This is a genomic window from Streptomyces sp. Ru73, from assembly GCF_002920575.1.
In the GTDB taxonomy this organism is placed as follows: Bacteria; Actinomycetota; Actinomycetes; order Streptomycetales; family Streptomycetaceae; genus Streptomyces.
The window spans coordinates 1-16,009 of record NZ_PQSQ01000047.1; the positions used below are offsets into that span (position 1 = coordinate 1).

At 73.8% G+C, this 16,009-nt stretch carries 11 protein-coding genes and 2 pseudogenes; 7 read left to right on the top strand and 6 right to left on the bottom strand.

What is annotated here, in order from left to right:
- From C3486_RS20420 to C3486_RS20435, 4 genes and pseudogenes are all read right to left on the bottom strand, one after another.
- A pseudogene (locus tag C3486_RS20420) lies at nucleotides 1-2,518 on the bottom strand (alpha-(1->3)-arabinofuranosyltransferase family protein); the annotation flags it as partial.
- A complete protein-coding gene (locus C3486_RS20425) occupies nucleotides 2,515-3,240 on the bottom strand; it encodes a class I SAM-dependent methyltransferase (protein ID WP_103834181.1) in 726 nt (241 codons plus the stop codon). The pseudogene C3486_RS20420 and the gene C3486_RS20425, both read right to left, overlap by 4 nt.
- A gap of 8 nt (nucleotides 3,241-3,248) precedes the next feature.
- Nucleotides 3,249-4,433 carry a glycosyltransferase family 4 protein gene (locus C3486_RS20430; RefSeq protein WP_103834182.1) on the bottom strand — a complete coding sequence of 395 codons (1,185 nt, stop codon included), beginning with the start codon at nucleotides 4,431-4,433 and terminating at the stop codon, nucleotides 3,249-3,251.
- A gap of 107 nt (nucleotides 4,434-4,540) precedes the next feature.
- On the bottom strand, nucleotides 4,541-5,575 hold the full coding sequence (locus tag C3486_RS20435; protein ID WP_103834183.1) for a DUF3068 domain-containing protein: 1,035 nt from the start codon (nucleotides 5,573-5,575) through the stop codon (nucleotides 4,541-4,543).
- A 348-nt stretch (nucleotides 5,576-5,923) separates the two neighbouring features.
- Between C3486_RS20435 and C3486_RS37355 the strand changes: the two genes are divergently transcribed.
- Entirely contained in the window at nucleotides 5,924-6,070 is a 147-nt protein-coding gene (locus C3486_RS37355) for a hypothetical protein (RefSeq protein ID WP_181138621.1), read from the top strand.
- Nucleotides 6,071-6,077: 7 nt separating this feature from the next.
- On the top strand, nucleotides 6,078-7,295 hold the full coding sequence (locus C3486_RS20440; protein ID WP_258052892.1) for a CdaR family transcriptional regulator: 1,218 nt from the start codon (nucleotides 6,078-6,080) through the stop codon (nucleotides 7,293-7,295).
- Nucleotides 7,296-7,304: 9 nt separating this feature from the next.
- On the opposite strand, the gene C3486_RS20445 is transcribed toward C3486_RS20440, so the two are convergent.
- Together C3486_RS20445 and C3486_RS20450 are read right to left on the bottom strand one after the other, a co-directional pair.
- Nucleotides 7,305-7,928 (bottom strand): disulfide bond formation protein DsbA, encoded by a 624-nt coding sequence (locus C3486_RS20445; RefSeq protein ID WP_103834184.1) that lies wholly within the window; start codon nucleotides 7,926-7,928, stop codon nucleotides 7,305-7,307.
- Between the two features lie 4 nt (nucleotides 7,929-7,932).
- Nucleotides 7,933-8,442 carry a MarR family winged helix-turn-helix transcriptional regulator gene (locus tag C3486_RS20450; protein WP_103834185.1) on the bottom strand — a complete coding sequence of 170 codons (510 nt, stop codon included), beginning with the start codon at nucleotides 8,440-8,442 and terminating at the stop codon, nucleotides 7,933-7,935.
- A gap of 96 nt (nucleotides 8,443-8,538) precedes the next feature.
- On the opposite strand from C3486_RS20450, the gene C3486_RS20455 reads away from it, so the two are divergent.
- The 5 genes and pseudogenes from C3486_RS20455 to C3486_RS38580 all read left to right on the top strand — a co-directional run bounded on the left by C3486_RS20455 (nucleotide 8,539) and on the right by C3486_RS38580 (nucleotide 15,980).
- Nucleotides 8,539-9,558, top strand: a complete 1,020-nt coding sequence (locus C3486_RS20455) for an NADP-dependent oxidoreductase (RefSeq protein WP_103834186.1) — start codon at nucleotides 8,539-8,541, stop codon at nucleotides 9,556-9,558.
- Nucleotides 9,559-10,290: 732 nt separating this feature from the next.
- Nucleotides 10,291-10,719, top strand: coding sequence for an organic hydroperoxide resistance protein (locus C3486_RS20460; protein ID WP_103834187.1), 429 nt, complete (start codon nucleotides 10,291-10,293; stop codon nucleotides 10,717-10,719).
- Between the two features lie 498 nt (nucleotides 10,720-11,217).
- Complete coding sequence (locus C3486_RS20465; protein WP_146075022.1) at nucleotides 11,218-12,339, top strand: LacI family DNA-binding transcriptional regulator; 1,122 nt, start codon at nucleotides 11,218-11,220, stop codon at nucleotides 12,337-12,339.
- Nucleotides 12,336-14,036: a sugar ABC transporter ATP-binding protein gene (locus C3486_RS20470; protein ID WP_103834188.1), complete on the top strand. Its 1,701-nt coding sequence runs from the start codon at nucleotides 12,336-12,338 to the stop codon at nucleotides 14,034-14,036. The genes C3486_RS20465 and C3486_RS20470 overlap by 4 nt, the downstream gene beginning before the upstream one ends.
- Nucleotides 14,026-15,980: pseudogene (locus tag C3486_RS38580) on the top strand (substrate-binding domain-containing protein). Before C3486_RS20470 ends, C3486_RS38580 begins: the two are co-directional and overlap by 11 nt.
- Nucleotides 15,981-16,009 lie beyond the last annotated feature (29 nt).

Consider the following 16,009-nt stretch of genomic DNA (forward strand, 5'->3'; position numbering starts at 1 on the left):
ACGATGGTGACCTTGAGCCACTTCGCCGCCCGGGCGGTGCCTTGACCGGCTGGCGCCGCCCGTCGGTGCGCAGCTGGCTGACCGCGCTGCCGCGGTCGGTGGTGACGCGTACGGCCGTGGGAGCGGCGCGCAGCCCGTCTCCGGGCAGTGGGGTGAGCGAGAGCGTCGCGGGGACGTCCACGGGCCGGCTGAACGCCACCTTGACCCACTGGCCGACCGGGTTGCCCGCGCTGCCCTCAGCCCAGGCGGTGTCGGGGTCGCCGTCGAAGGCGTTCACCGGGTCGTACTGGGGCAGGTGGAAGAGCCAGCTGCCGCTGGAGGACGCGGTGACCGAACGGGCCCCGCGCAGCACGGCGGTCGTCTGGTGCTCGATGCCCTGGACGGGCAGGATCTGGCGCGGCGGGCGACCGGGGTCCTGCACGCTGTCCGGGCCGTTCCGCTCGCGCGCCGTGTACGTGTAGGACGTGTTGGTGTTGACCAGCCCGAAGCGGGTGTCGGCGCGGCGCAGGCCGTCACCGTTGAGCTGGAGCGCGGGGGTGTCGACACCCGGGTGCGCGTCGCCGGTCAGCACCGTCGGCCGGTCGCGCAGCGTGGGGTCGGCGGCGAACTGCAGCAGTGATTCGGGGCCGCCGCTGAGCCGAGCCGTGTCGGCGGCGGCCCGGGCGGTGACCCTTCCCGGGCGGGCGGTGCCCACCGGCTCGTAGATCTCCACCGCGCGCTGCCTCGGGTACAGGCCCTGCACCTGGACCGGGGTGTCGGCGGCGATCCGGCCCGCGGTGGTCAGCGGCCCGAAGGCCGCCACCTTGCGGTAACCGGACGCCACGAGGGTGCGCCGGACGGTCTGCGGGGGGACGTACCCGATCTGGTCGGGGTCCAGGTCGTTGCGTACCACGACGTTGTACAGCCCGGCCCGGCTCAGGAAGCCGCGCAGCCCGGGCACTTCGGAGCCGGTCATCAGCGCCTGCTCCACGGCGTCCATCGCGCGCCGCGAGCCCTTCGTCCCGAAGGGGACGAAGTCGCGCTGCGCCCAGGGGGACTCGGCGAGCACGTCCAGGGGCTGGTCGATGGGCGAGCCCCAGGTGTACAGGCCGTGCGCGGTGGCCGGGACGACCAGCGCCCGGTTGTCGGGACTGTGGTCCGACAGCCAGTCGGCGGTGCGCTGCCAGTAGGCGGGCAGTTGCCGGAAGGCGCCGGGCTGCAGGACCGTGCCGTTCAGGTAGGGCAGCGCGAGGGCCGGTAACAGCAGGAACGCGACGACCAGCGGGACGTACCGGCCGCCGGGCACCTCACGGCCGGCGCGCGGCCGGGAGGGCAGGCCCGTGACGTGGGCCAGCCCGTAGGCCAGTGCCAGGGCGAGGCCGGGCGCGAACTTGTAGACGTTGCGGAACGGCTGGAGCGGGCCGTCCAGCCACGTCCGCACCACCTCGTGCGCCGGGCCGCCGAGGGCGCCCCCGTACCCGGCCAGCGCGACCGCCGCGACGATCAGCACCGTCAGCAGCAGCCAGCGCCGCTCGGGCAGGTCCCTGCGGGCCAGCCCGGCCAGGCCCAGCGCGGCGGCGAGCGCGGTGCCGACGACCGTGAACACGCCCGCCACCAGAGTCCAGCCGGCCGGCAGCCAGGGCTTGCCGAAGTTCAGGTACGCGACCCAGTTGCCGGCGCCGCGCAGCAGTTCGGTGGCCGACATGGTGCCCGTCGTGGCGTCGGCCTGCTCCACGTACGGCATGAAGTTCTCGCCGTGCACGCCCAGGAGGAGCAGCGGGAGCGACCACCACAGGGTGACCAGCACGACGCCCGGCAGCCACCAAGCGAGCAGCTTCCACCGCCGCCGGCCCGTACGGGTGAGCACGTACAGCAGCGCGGGCACCAGCGCGGCGATCGTGCAGGCCGCGTTGACGCCGCCCATGAAGGGCACCAGCAGCGCCGAACGGGCCGCTGCCAGACGCGCGCTGCGCCGCGGGTCGGCCAGCGGCAGCAGCACCCACGGGAGGACGGCACCGGGCAGTGCTGCGGCGGAGGTGGAGCCGATGACGATGGTGAAGGCGGGCCACAGCGCGTACGTGGCGGCACCCAGCAACCGGGAGGCCGGGCTGCCCGTGCCCAGCCGCTCGGCCAGCCGCAGCGCGCCCCAGAAGGCCGCGGTCACCACGAAGGAGAGCCACAGCCGTTCGGCGATCCAGACGGGCAGGTGCACCAGGTCGGCCAGCGCGTAGTACGGAAGCATCGGGAACGCGTAACCGATGTACTGGTCGGCGAGCCCCCCGAAGCCGGCCCGGTCGTGCCACAGGGACCCGAGGTCGGCGAGGAACTTCCACGGGGCCAGCGCCACGCCGAGCTTGGTCTCGAAGGTCATCCGGCCCGGCGACGGCGCAAGGAAGGCGACGAAGGCCGCGGCCCAGAAGGCCAGCAGCCAGCTGCGCCCCCGTGGCCGCCCCGGTGGCGGGCCCCCGGGGGCGGACGTCGGGGTGTCCCCGGGGACGGGCGAGCCCGGAGAGCGCGAGGTGGCGAGCGTCTGGGTCATGGCAACCGCCGGAGTATGAGAAGGAGGTTCCAGGTGGCGACCTCGCGCACGCCGGGCAGGCGGGCGACGGCACCGGCCAGGAACGGCGCGTAGCGGGAGCGGGCGGCGAGCACCTCCACGTCCCGGCGCGCCCGTACCTGGCGCAGCGTGGGCCCCACGTGGAGCGCGAAGAGGTTCTCGCCGAGGGTGTGCTTGGGGCTGCGTCCGGTGCGCCGCCGGTAGCGGTCGCGGGCCCGGCGCGCCCCCAGGTAGTGCCAGGGCGCCGTCTCATGGCCGCCCCAGGGGGACAGCCAGTTGGTGAAGGCGACGTAGATCAGTCCGCCGGGGCGGGTGACCCGCACCATCTCGCTGAGGAAGGTGTGCGGGTCGGCGACGTGCTCCAGGACGTTGGAGGAGAAGCAGACGTCGGCCGCGCCGTCCGCGAGCGGCAGCAGGTAGCCGTCGGCGACCACCGCGCCCTCGGGCGGCGCGCCGCGCGCGTACAGTTCGGCCGGATCGGGTTCGAGGAGCACCGCGAGCGCGCCGCGGCGGCGGAACTCCTCGGTGAAATGGCCGGCCCCGCCGCCGACGTCGGCCACCACCGCGCCCGCCAGCGGGGCGTAACGTTCCAGCTGGTCGGCCGCGTCCCGGGCGAGCAGGCCGTAACAGCCTTCGGGGTCGGTCTGCTCGTGCAGGAACGCACGGAAGAGGGCGAGGGACCTGCGCACCGAAGGATCGCGCACCGCGTGCCTCACCTCCCCGGTGCCGTGCGCACGGCCTCCGCGGCCACCGCACGGAAGCCGCGGACCGTGCCGCTCCAGCGGAAGCGCGCGGCGCGCAGCTCGGCCGCGCGGCCCATCGTGTGCCGCCGCTGCCCACTGAGGGCGAGCGCGCACCAGTGGGCGGCGAAGGCGCTCTCCCCTCGTGCGAGCAGCCCCGTCACCCCGTCGTGCACCGAGTCGCGCAGCCCCGGGATGTCGAAGCCGACGGCCGGGGTGCGCCGGGCGGCGGCCTCCATGACCACCAGGCCCCACCCTTCGATGAGCGAGGGGTGCAGCAGCAGCCAGGACCGGCACAGCAGCTCGTGCTTCTCCCGCTCGCTCACATGGCCCGTGAAGCGGACGCCGGGCCCCGCCAGGTCCTCCAGGCGGCGCCGCTCGGGCCCGTCCCCGACGATGACCAGCCGGCCGCCGGTGACGGGCCGTACGCGCTCCCACAGCCGCAGGAGCAGGCCGATCCGCTTGTACTCGACGAGTCTGCCCATGGCCAGGAACAGCGGTTCGGGAGATTTCGGCAGCAGCGGGCCCGGTTCCTCGACGCCGTTGTGGACCAGCCGGATGCGGTCCCCGGGTACGCCCAGGTCACGGAGCGCCCCCGCGGTGGAGTCGGAGACGGCAACCATCAGGTTGCCGCGGTGGGTGCCGGCCAGTGCCCACCGCTCCAGGCTGCGGCCCAGGCGCGCAGCGGGGGCCGGGAAGCGCAGCCCCCACAGGTCGGTGTGGACGTGGTTGACCAGGCAGAGGGTCGGGCCGCGGTGCCAGAGGGGCGCCAGGTAGGGCATCCCGTTGCACACCTCCACCAGCAGGTCGCAGTCGCCGACCTGACGGGCGAACTGCCCGCGTGCCCGCAGGAAGTGACTCGCGTCGCCGCCCGCCGAGACGACCCGGTACTCGCGGTGTGCGGCGGGCCCGCCGCACAGCAGCGTGACCTGGTGGCCCAGCGCGGTGAGCCCTTCGGCGAGCCGGTCGACGAGCAGCTCGGAGCCGCCCGCCGCGGGGTTCCCGAGGTCGCGGCGGGCGAGGAAGACGATGCGGCGGGGAGAGGGCTGTGCGGCCGTACGGGACGGTCTGCGGGCGTGCGGGCGCAGTGGCTCGGGCCGGGTGCGTACGGGCTCCGGGGCGGGGGCGTGCGGCAGCGGTGGCAGGTGCTGGGGCATCTGCGCTCCAACTCGTCTCAGGGTGCGGTACCTAGGGTGGGGGACGTACTGCGTACTGAGCCGTGCGGAACGAGCCGACCGGAAACCGCCGGTGGCCCGTGGGGTCGTCAGTGTTCGCCGCGCGCCTCTCCTTGGCCACTCACCGGAGTGACAAATTCCGGCCCCGCGGCGTCCGGTTGTTCGTCCCCGCGCACAGCATCGGGGCGCGGCCGCCGCCCGATCGCCACCAGGACCGCGCCCGCCACGGCCAGGAGGCCGCCCGCGCCGGCCGTCCACGGGGGCGCCGTCTCACCGGCCAGCCGCAGCCTCCCGGCGTCGGCACGCGCCAGCGCCACCTGGGCGCGGCGCGTCGCGGGCGTGAAGCGCAGCCGCCGGCCGTCCAGCAGCGTGACCACGTCCCGCTGCCCGCCGGGCGGCCGCAGCGTCCTGCGCGGCGAGATCACCGCGTCGATGATCCGGCCGGTGCGCCGGTCCACGACGAGCTCGATGCCGGCGTTGGCGTACCACTCCTCGGCCTGGATCTGCGGCTGCTTCGGCCGGCCCACGAGCTTGCCCGGCACCTGCCGGGTGCCCGTCCTGGCCGGCGGGACCGACCCGGCGAACACGTAGCCCTGATATCCCGCGACCCAGCGCGTACCCATGAAGCGCAGCGGCACCGCTGCCTGCAGTGTGTCGTCCCACCAGCGGTAGACCCGCCGCTGCACATCGAAGGGGAACTTCAGGTACGCCTCGCCCTCGTACTGCGTGGGGGACTCCCCGCAGCAGTGCACCGGCGCGTTGGTCCGCCGGTCGGTGACCCAGCGCCCGGTGGTCCAGAGCAGCGCCTTACGGGGGTCCCGCAGCCGCAGCGTCCGGGGGCTGTCGACGGTGGTGGACACGTCCCACACGGCCTGCCCGCTGCGCTCGCTCGCCGCCACGTTGCCGAGCACGTGCCGGGTGATGGTGATCCGGCCCTTTCTGGTCTCCAGGTCCTGCGTCTCGAAGTAGCGGCCGGGGCCGGTCAGGACGGTGGTGACGTCGACGTCCACGGGGGTGCGCGCGGCCCTCGGCGTCACGTACCAGGCCAGCATCGCCGCCAGTACCAGCAGGAACACGCCGCTGCCGAGCAGGAACAGGGACAGGGGCGAAGCAGTCTTCCGCATACGGGCACTCCTGTGGTCGGGCAGGGCGGGGCAGTGCACGTGGAGCGACGCCGGCGGCCCGGAACCCGGGGCCGGCGGGAGGCAGCGCTGTACGGAGACGGGGCACGGGCCCGGGCGGGACACGGTAGCGGCGGTCCCGAGGGGACGCGCGGCGGTGTACGGAGGCGGGCCGAACGCCAGCCGGAAGTGGGCCTAAAGCCTCCCGGGGGCGGTTCCCGGCCATCGGCCCGGGAACCGTAGGGGAGTGCTTGACAGGCCGTCAACTCCCTTTCACAGTAGGCACACCGCGACTGCCGTCCGACCGGTGCGGGCGCCGCGCCCGCCCCACGACGAAGGGTCCGCCGCGCCATGCCGAGACTGCTCGCCGCAGCCCTGACCTGCCTCGCCGCCGCCGCGCTGGCCGTCGGCGCCGGCCTGGGCGCCGTCGCCGCGCTGAACGCCACCCCGGAGCAGCCGAACGTCCCGCTGGTCACCTTCGACCGGACCGGTGAGTAGGCGGCCCGTGACCACCGTGGGGCCGGCCTGGCGGGAGGTGCCGCGCCTCCGTGTCCACCGCTTCACCACCCTGGCCATGGACCGGGTCCCCGCGCTCGCCGAAGAGATCCTGCACGAGATCCGCAGGGAGTTCCCGCAGCTGCCGGTCGTCCTGGACGAACGGGGCGAGCCCAAGGCGCTGGTGGGCATCCGCCGGGCGCTGGAGCACTTCGTCACGCACGTGGCGACCGGCGGCGAGTGCCCGCACGGCCCGCCACAGGACTTCCAGGACTTCGGCCGGGACGAGGGACTGCACGGCCGCAGTCTGGACGCCCTGCAGGCCGTCTACCGGCTCGGCGTACGGCTGGCCTGGCGGCGGCTCGCGGAGATCGGCCAGCAGGCGGAGATACCCGCCCCCGCGATGTACGAACTGGCCGAATCCGGCTTCGCGTACCTGGACGGACTGGTCGCGCAGTCCGTACGCGGCCACGCCGAGGCCGCGGCGCGGCAGGCCGGCGAGCGGCTGCGGCTCCAGCGGCGGCTGCTGGCGGAGATCCTGCGCGGCGGCCCGGCGGTCGCCGAGCACGCCGCACGGATCGGCTGGCCACTGCCCGAACGCGTCGCGGTCGCCGTCCTGGCGCGCCCCGCACGGGAGGCCGTGGCGCCTGCCGTCGGGCCCGGCGTCCTGCTGGACATGGAACGCGAGCGGCCGTGCGCGGTCCTGCCGGACCCGGAAGCGCCGGGCCGCCGGGATCTGCTGGCGCGGGCAGCGGCCGGCTGGTCGGGCGCGGTCGGGCCGCCCGTACCACTGGAGGCGGCCGCCGCCTCCCTGCACTGGGCGGAGGCCGCGCTCGCCCTCGTGGAACGCGGACTGCTGCCTCCGGGGGAGCTGCTGCACTGCACCGAGCACACCGAAGCGCTCGTCCTGCTGCCCCCCGAAGAGCTGATCGCCGACCTCACGCGGCGCAGCCTCGCGCCCCTGGAGAGCTGCGGCCCGGGCCACGCACGGAGGCTCGCGGACACCCTGCTCGCCTGGCTGGAGACGCGCGGCGGCGCCCCCGAGGTGGCCGCCCGGCTCGGCGTCCACCCGCAGACCGTCCGCTACCGGCTGCGGCAGCTGCGCGACCTGTGGGGCGAGGACCTGGACGACCCGGACCGCCGCTTCGCGCTGGAACTGGTGCTGCGGGCACGGCGCTTACGGGAGCGGGCGGCGGAGGCGTCGGCCGGCGGGCGCCGGGCCGGCTGACGCCGTCGGTCAGCTGAAGTCGAGGTCGCCGGTGCGGGTCCGCTTGAGCTCGAAGAACTTGTCGTAACCGGCGAGCAGCCGGGCGCCGTCGAAGACCCGTACCGCCTCCTCGCCGCGCGGGATCGCGGACAGGACCGGGCCGAAGAAGGCCACGCCGTCGATGTGGATCGTGGGCGTGCCCACCTCGTAGCCGACCGGGTCCATGCCCTCGTGGTGGCTCTTCCGCAGCGCCTCGTCGTACGCGGTGCTGTGCGCCGCCTCGGCCAGCTCGGCCGGGAGGCCCGTCTCGGCCAGCGCCTCCGCGATCACCGCGTCCAGCTCCTCGCCGCGGCCTTCGTGGTGAATGCGGGTGCCGAGCGCGGTGTACAGGTCGCGCAGCACCTCCTCGCCGCGCTCCTGGGCGGCGGCGATGCAGACGCGTACCGGGCCCCAGCCCCGCTGCAGCAGCTCTTTGTACTGCTCGGGCAGGTCTTCGCGGCCCTCGTTGAGGACGGCCAGGCTCATGACCCGGAAGCGCAGGTCGAGGTCGCGGTGGCGCTCCACCTCCAGGATCCAGCGGGAGGAGATCCAGGCGAAGGGGCAGAGCGGATCGAAGTAGAAATCGACGGCAGACCGGCTGTTTTCGGTACTCATGGCCTCAGGCTAGAGGCGCGGTGCCTTCTCCGTCGGCAGTGCCGGCGCCGGCCGTGGTGTCCGCGCCGTCCGCGTCACCGGCCTCCTCCGTGTCCAGGCCCAGCATGCGGCGCAGCAGCTCCTTGAGCACCGCTCGCTCGGCGGTCGTCAGGCCGCTCAGGGGCTCGCGGGCGAAGCCCAGCGCGCCGCGCAGTTCGCGGGCCGTGGCCCGGCCCTCCTCGGTCGGAGCCGCGAGCTTCACGCGGCGGTCGGCCGGGTCCGGACGGCGCTCGACGAGCCCCCGGGACTCCAGGCGGTCCACGATCCCCGTGACGTTCGACGGCTCGCATTTCAGGCACTGCGCGATGCGGCGCATGGGCAGCGGCTCCTGCGCGAGCAGGCTCAGCACCCGGGCCTGGGCACCCGTGAGGGCATACGCGGCGGCCGCCTGCTCGTACTCCTCGTGGTACCGGGCCACGACGGTGCCGATCAGGTCCACGACCTCGAGGGTCAACGGGTCGGTGCGAGGCGTCATACCCACGAGGATACCCGGTTGCTTGACAACCTGAAATATTCAGGAGCATGGTTGTTTCAGCACATGAAGCATTTCCCGCATCAGGAGGCTCCGGGCATGTCCGCAACCCCCACGACCAGCCGCGAATGGCACCTCGTCGCCCGCCCGCAGGGCTGGCCGACCCCCGCCGACTTCGCCCTGCGCGAGGCTGAGGTCCCCGAGCCCGGCGAGGGCCAGATCCTCGTCCGCAACCGCTACTTCTCCGTCGACCCGTACATGCGCGGCCGCATGAGCACGGCGAAGTCGTACGTCGAGCCGTTCGAGCTGGACAAGCCGATGCAGGGCGGCGCGGTCGGCGAGGTCCTCGCCTCCAACGCCGAGGGCTTCGCCGTCGGCGACCAGGCGCTGCACTTCGCCGGCTGGCGCGAGTACGCCGTGGTCAACGCCAGGACCGCGGTGAAGGTCGACCCCGACGCCGCGCCGCTGAGCACCTACCTCGGTGTGCTGGGCATGCCGGGTCTGACGGCGTACGCCGGCCTGCTGCGCGTCGCGGACTTCAAGGAGGGCGACGCGGTCTTCGTCTCCGGTGCCGCGGGCGCGGTCGGCGGCCAGGTCGGCCAGATCGCCAAGCTCAAGGGCGCGTCCCGGGTGATCGGCTCGGCCGGCTCGGACGAGAAGGTCAAGGTCCTGCTGGAGGAGTACGGCTTCGACGCGGCCTTCAACTACAAGAACGGCCCGGTGAAGGACCAGCTCAAGGAGGCCGCGCCGGACGGCATCGACGTCTACTTCGACAACGTGGGCGGGGACCACCTGGAGGCGGCCATCGCGTCGATGAACCTCCACGGCCGGATCGCCGTCTGCGGCATGATCTCCCAGTACAACGCCACCGAGCCGACCCCGGCCCCGCGCAACCTCGCCCAGATCATCGCCAAGCGCTTCCGGATGGAGGGCCTGCTCGTCGGCGACCACTACGACCTGCAGCCGAAGTTCGTCGAGGAGGTCTCGGCCTGGGTGCGGTCCGGCGAGCTGAAGTACCGCGAGACGTTCGTGGAGGGCATCGAGAACGGCGTCGAGGCGTTCCTCGGCCTGCTCCGCGGCGAGAACACCGGCAAGATGGTCGTCAGCCTGCCGGCCTGACCTGCGTCGTCGGCCGGGCCGTAACCGGGGCCCGGCCGTACGCGTACGGGGGCCGGTCGTACGGGGCGGCCGAACGGGGCCGGCCGCGTACGGGTGGTCGGCTGCGCCCGAGCTGCTGGTCGCGCCCGGGGCCGTGGTCCGTCGGCCGCACCTAGGGGTGTGGCCCGCTGACCCCACCCGGGGGCGTGGTGCGCCGCCCCAGCCGGGGCGCGGCCCCCTGACCGCACCCGGTGGCCGTGGTGCCCCGACCGTGCCGAGGCGTGGTGCATGGGTCGTACCGAGGGGAGCGTGGTGTGCCGGCCGCACCGGGGGTGTGGCCCGTTGGCCGCGCCCAAGGTCGTGGCCCGCTGACCCCACCCGGGGGCGTGGTGCGCCGCCCCAGCCGGGGCGCGGCCCCCTGACCGCACTCGGTGGTCGTGGTGCCCCGACCGTGCCAGGGGCACGGTGCGTCGGCCGTGCCGAGGGGGCCGTGATGCGCTGGCCGCAGTCGGGGCCGTGGTGCCCCGACCTGCCGGGGCCATGGTGTGCTGGCCGCACCCGGCCGTGGTTCCCGGACTGCCCCAAGGGGCGTGGTGCGCGCGCCGTACCGGGCCCGGTGTGCGAGGTCGGCCGGCTGTTGGGATGCCGGTCAAGGCCCCTTGCCCGTGTGGATCTTGCGGGCGACCGCTAGGCTCGGGGCAAGCCGTCGCGATCGTGGGCGCGAGTCGCGGCGTACGTACGAGAGGAATCCGTATGTCCATCCAGCCCGTCGACGTCGTCTACACCGCGGTCGCCACGGCGGAGAACGGTCGTGACGGCCGTGTCGCCTCCGACGACGGCAAGCTCGACGTCGTCGTCAACCCGCCCAAGGAGCAGGGCGGCAGCGGCGCCGGCACCAACCCGGAGCAGCTGTTCGCCGCCGGGTACAGCGCCTGCTTCCAGGGTGCGCTGAGCGTCGTGGCCCGCCAGGAGAAGGCGGATGTCTCCGGCTCGCGGGTGACCGCCAAGGTCGGCATCGGCAAGACCCCGGCCGGCGGCTTCGGCCTCAAGGTCGAGATCTCGGCCTCGATCCCGAACGTCGACGCGGACACCGCCAAGGCGCTGGTGGAGAAGGCGCACCAGGTCTGCCCGTACTCCAACGCCACCCGCGGCAACATCGAGGTCACCCTGACCGTCGCCTGAGGCGCTGCCGCCCGGCGCATCGCCTGACGCGTCATGCCTGAAGGGCCGTCCCCTGCGAAGGGGGCGGCCCTTCGGCGTGTTCGGAGGGAGAGGGGGTGGGGCGCCGGAGGCGCGTATGGGGGAGGGGGCGAGGGGTGGGCGTGCCGAAGCCCGGAGTCCGAAGCCCGAAGCCCGAAGCCCGGAGTCCGAAGCCCGAAGCCCGAAGCCCGGAGTGTGCCGCCGGTGGCGTGCGAAACCGGGGGTGAGCGCCCCCGCGAGTGTGTCGCGCATGGGGGCGGTGTGACGCAGGCTACTTGTGCGATGTCTTGACGGGAGGCCCGTGTAATCGATTACGTAGGCGCCGCACAGAAGCGCGTAATCGATTTCATCGCGGCGGCCTCGGCGGCCTCGGCGGCCTCGACGGCCTCGACGGCCTCGACGGTCTCGGTGGTCGCGGTGAGTCCCGCCGCCCCGCGCGGTGGCGGCGGACGCAACGGCAGAACGGATGGCAAGGGCGCCATGGCGAACATCAAGGACGTGGCCGAGCGGGCCGGCGTGTCCGTCGCCACCGTCTCGCGCGTACTCAACGGCCACTCGCCGGTCGCGGCCACCCGTGACCGCGTGCTCGCCGCCGTCGCCGAGCTGGGCTACCGGCCCAACAACGTCGCGCGCGCCCTGCGCACCGCCCGTACCGGCGCGCTCGGGCTGATCATCAGCGACCTCACCAACCCGTTCTTCACCGAGCTGGCCGACGCGGTGGAGGACGAGGCCCGCAGCCTCGGCTACAGCCTGGTGATCGGCAACGCCGGCGAGAACCCGCAGCAGCAGGACGACCACATCCGTACGCTCATCGACCGGCGGATCGACGGTCTGATGGTCACCTCGGCCGGCACCGGCTCGCCCGTACTGCGCGAGGTCGCCGCGGCCGGCACCCCGCTGGTGCTGCTGGACCGCGCCGTGGACGGGCTCGACGTGCCGTGCGTACGGGCCGACGGCCGAAGCGCGCTCGCCGACCTCGCCGCCCACTTCGCCGCGCTCGGCCGCCGCCGCCCCGCGATCATCGTCGCGCCGGCCGGCACGCGTACCGGCGAGGACCGGCTGCGGTTCTTCCGGGAGGCGCTGCGCGCGCACGGCCTCGAACTGCCCGACGAGCGCGTCGGCTGCACCCCTGACCTCCAGCACACCGGCGGCCGCCGGGTCATGCGCGGCTTCCTGGACCTGCCGGAGCGGCCGGACGCGGTGCTCGCCACGGACAACCTGATGGCGCTCGGCGCGATGGACGAGATCCGGGCGCGCGGGCTGCGGGTGCCGGACGACGTGGCGCTGGTGGTCTACGACGACGTGCCGTGGTTCGCGCACACCGACCCGCCGCTGACCGCCATCGCGCAGCCCACCCGCGAGCTGGGCCGGGCCGCCGTGCACACGCTGCTGGACCGGATCGAGGGCAGGCCCGCCGAATCGGTCCTGCTCCCCGCCCGCCTCGTACCCCGCCGTTCCTGCGGAGAGCCGGACACGGCAGACCACCCCGCGCCCGGCGGCGGCAGCGACACCCACAGCACCACCCACACCCACAGCACCGCCCACACGAGCAGCACCACCCACATGAACAGCACCACCCACAACGAGAGGGGCAGCGCATGACCGGCGTCAATGACGACGTACCGGGCGGCCGCGAACTGCTGCGCGTGGAGGGGGTGACGAAGTCGTTCCCCGGAGTGCGGGCCCTGGACGGCGTGGACATGAGTCTGCGCGCCGGCGAAGTGCACGTGCTCCTCGGCGAGAACGGCGCGGGCAAGAGCACCCTGATCAAGATGCTCTCCGGCGCGCACCGCCCGGACAGCGGACGCATCCTGGCCGACGCCGGACCGCGCGACCCGCACGCCGGCGGATCGGACGGTACGCGCACAGGCGAGCCCACCCGCACGCCCGACGGCGGCCCCGGCGGCACGCACAACGGCACCCCGCCCGCCCTCCGCGCAGTGCAGATACGTTCCGCACAGGACGCGGAGCGGCTCGGTATCGCCACCATCTACCAGGAGTTCAACCTGGTCCCCGGCCTGACCGTCGCCGAGAACATCTTCCTCGGCCGGCAGCCGCGCACCGCGTTCGGACTGGTCGACAAGAAGGCGATGCGGGCCCGCGCGGCCGAACTGCTGAAGCGGGTACGGCTGGACGTCTCCCCGAACACGCCCGTCGCCGAACTGGGCATCGCCCGGCTCCAGATGGTCGAGATCGCCAAGGCGCTGAGCCTGAAGGCACGCATTCTGATCATGGACGAGCCGACCGCCGTGCTCACCTCGGAAGAGGTGGAGACGCTGTTCGGGCTCGTCCGCGAGCTGCGCGAGTCCGGCGTCGGGATCATCTTCATCACCCACCACCTGGAGGAGATCGGCGCGCTCGGCGACCGGGTCACCGTGCTGCGCGACGGCCGCTCGGTGGCCGAGGTCCCCGCGTCCACCGGCGAGGACGAGCTGATCCGGCTGATGGTGGGCCGGGACATCGCCGAGCAGTACCCGCGCAAGCGCCCCGAGGAGCCGGGCGCGCCGCTGCTCCGGGTCAGCGGGCTGACGCGCAACGGGCCCACCGGCGGGCCGGTGTTCCAGGACATCGGCTTCGAGGTGCGGGCCGGGGAGGTGGTCGGCCTCGCGGGGCTGGTCGGCGCGGGCCGGACGGAGGTCGCCCGGGCGATCTTCGGCGTGGACGCGTACGACGCCGGGACGGTCGAGATCGACGGTACGGAGCTGGCACGCGGCGACGTGCGTGCCGCCATGCGTGCCGGGCTCGGGCTGGTGCCCGAGGACCGCAAGGGCCAGGGGCTGGTCCTGGACGCGTCGCTGCAGGACAACCTCACGCTCGCCCGGCTGGACCGCGACACCCGCGGCGGCCTGGTGGACCGAGGTGCGCAGCGGCGTGAAGCGGCCCGGGTGGCGGGCCAGTTGAAGGTGCGGATGAGCGGGCTGGGCCAGAGCGCCCGCACGCTCTCCGGCGGCAACCAGCAGAAGATCGTCATCGGCAAGTGGCTGCTGACCGACACCCGGCTGCTGATCCTCGACGAGCCGACGCGCGGCATCGACGTCGGCGCGAAGGTCGAGATCTACCAGCTCATCAACGAGCTGACGGCGGCCGGCAAGGCGGTCCTGATGATCTCCAGCGACCTGCCGGAGGTGCTGGGGATGAGCGACCGGGTGCTGGTGATGTCCCAGGGCCGGCTGGCCGGTGAGCTGCCGGCCGCCGAGGCCACCCAGGACGCGGTGATGGAGCTGGCGCTCCAGCCGGCGCCCGGAAGCACGAACAATGACGAGAGCGCGAGCGCGATGGAGGGCTCCGATGTCCGCTGAGGTGAAGACGGGAGCCGCCGCCGAGGCGGTGGGCGGGGCACCGGCCCGGGACGGCTTCGGGCCGTGGTTCTCCCGTGCGGTACTGCGCAACGGGCCGCTGGGCGGCCTGATCGCGCTGGTCGTGGTGATGGCGGTGCTGTCCAGGGACTTCCTGAACGGGCAGAACCTGCTCAATGTCGGTGTCCAGGCGTCCGTCACGGCGATCCTGGCGTTCGGCGTCACGTTCGTGATCGTCTCGGCCGGGATCGACCTGTCCGTCGGCTCGGTCGCCGCCCTGTCGGCGACGGTGGTGGCCTGGGCGGCCACCACCGAGGGGCTGCCGGTGATCGTCGCCGTGCTGCTCGGCCTCGCGGTCGGTGCCGCCGCCGGTCTGCTGTCCGGCGCGCTCGTCGCGTACGGCAAGCTGCCCGCCTTCATCGCGACGCTCGCGATGCTGTCCGTCGGGCGCGGCCTGGCGCTGGTGATATCCGGCGGTTCGCCGATCGCGTTCCCCGCGTCGGTGAGCCGGCTCGGCGACACCCTCGGCGGCTGGCTGCCGGTGCCCGTCCTCGTGATGATCGTGATGGGGCTGATCGCGGCCCTGGTGCTGGCGCGTACGTACACCGGGCGCGCGATGTTCGCCATCGGCGGCAACGAGGAGGCGGCCCGGCTCTCCGGCATCCACGTCAAGCGCCGCAAGCTGGTCATCTACGCGCTGTCCGGGCTGTTCGCCGCGGTGGCCGGCATCGTGCTGGCGGCCCGGCTCACCTCGGCCCAGCCGCAGGCCGCCACCGGTTACGAACTGGACGCCATCGCGGCCGTCGTGATCGGCGGCGCCAGCCTCTCCGGCGGCTCCGGCAAGGCCTCCGGCACGCTCATCGGCGCGCTGATCCTCGCGGTGCTGCGCAACGGGCTGAACCTGCTGAGCGTCTCGGCGTTCTGGCAGCAGGTCGCCACCGGCCTGGTCATCGCCCTCGCGGTGCTGCTGGACACGCTGCGGCGGCGGAGCGCGCGGTGAGGGGGCGGGCCATGAGGGGACGCGTCGTCAACAGGCGTACGGGAGCGCTCGGGGTGGTGGGTGCCGTACTGGCGGCGCTCGCGCTCAGCGGCTGCGACCGTGGCGGGAACACGGACCTCGGCCTCGCGCTGTCCACCATGAACAACCCGTTCTTCGTGGGCATCAAGGAGGGCGCGCAGGCCGAGGCCGAGGCGCGCGGGCTGAAGGTCAACATCACCGACGCGCAGAACGACCCCACCCAGCAGATCAACCAGATGGAGACGTTCACCAGCCAGAACGTCAAGGCCGCGATCATCAACCCGGTCGACTCCGACGCCGCCGTACCGGCCGTCGGCGTCGCCAACCGCGCGGACGTCCCCGTCATCTCGCTCGACCGCGGCGTCAACGGCGGCACGGTCGGCTCGACCATCGCCTCCGACAACGTCGCGGGCGGCCGGCTCGCCGCGAAGACCCTCGCCGAGGCGCTCGGCGGCAAGGGCAAGGTGGCGTTCCTGGAAGGCCAGGCGGGCACCTCGGCGGCGCGCGAGCGCGCCCAGGGCTTCGAGGAAGGCATCAAGAAGTACCCCGGCGTCGAGGTCGTCGCCAAGCAGCCCGCCGACTTCGACCGCACCAAGGGCATGGACGTGATGTCCAACATGCTCCAGGCCCACCGCGACCTCGACGGCGTGTTCGCCGCCAACGACGAGATGGCGCTCGGCGCGGCCAAGGCGCTGGGCGCCAGGTCCGGCTCGGCGGTGAAGGTCGTGGCCTTCGACGGCACGCCGGACGGCATCAAGGCCGTACGCAGTGGGACCCTGACGGCGACGGTCGCGCAGCAGCCGAAGCTGCTCGGCAAGCAGGCCGTCGACTGGGCGCTCAAGGCCGCCCGGCACCAGCCGCTGCCGAAGCAGATCAAGGTGCCGGTGGTGCTGGTGACGAAGGCCAACGCGGCGCGGTACGACCAGTGAGCAAGAACAGCGCGGCGCGGTACGACCGG

Excerpts from the sequence above, each read along its gene's own strand:
- C3486_RS20430 (WP_103834182.1), bottom strand. The coding sequence starts at position 4,433 with ATGCCCCAGCACCTGCCACCGCTGCCGCACGCCCCCGCCCCGGAGCCC.
- C3486_RS20435 (WP_103834183.1), bottom strand. The coding sequence starts at position 5,575 with ATGCGGAAGACTGCTTCGCCCCTGTCCCTGTTCCTGCTCGGCAGCGGC.
- C3486_RS37355 (WP_181138621.1), top strand. The coding sequence starts at position 5,924 with ATGCCGAGACTGCTCGCCGCAGCCCTGACCTGCCTCGCCGCCGCCGCG.
- C3486_RS20445 (WP_103834184.1), bottom strand. The coding sequence starts at position 7,928 with ATGAGTACCGAAAACAGCCGGTCTGCCGTCGATTTCTACTTCGATCCG.
- C3486_RS20450 (WP_103834185.1), bottom strand. The coding sequence starts at position 8,442 with ATGACGCCTCGCACCGACCCGTTGACCCTCGAGGTCGTGGACCTGATC.
- C3486_RS20455 (WP_103834186.1), top strand. The coding sequence starts at position 8,539 with ATGTCCGCAACCCCCACGACCAGCCGCGAATGGCACCTCGTCGCCCGC.
- C3486_RS20460 (WP_103834187.1), top strand. The coding sequence starts at position 10,291 with ATGTCCATCCAGCCCGTCGACGTCGTCTACACCGCGGTCGCCACGGCG.
- C3486_RS20465 (WP_146075022.1), top strand. The coding sequence starts at position 11,218 with ATGGCGAACATCAAGGACGTGGCCGAGCGGGCCGGCGTGTCCGTCGCC.
- C3486_RS20470 (WP_103834188.1), top strand. The coding sequence starts at position 12,336 with ATGACCGGCGTCAATGACGACGTACCGGGCGGCCGCGAACTGCTGCGC.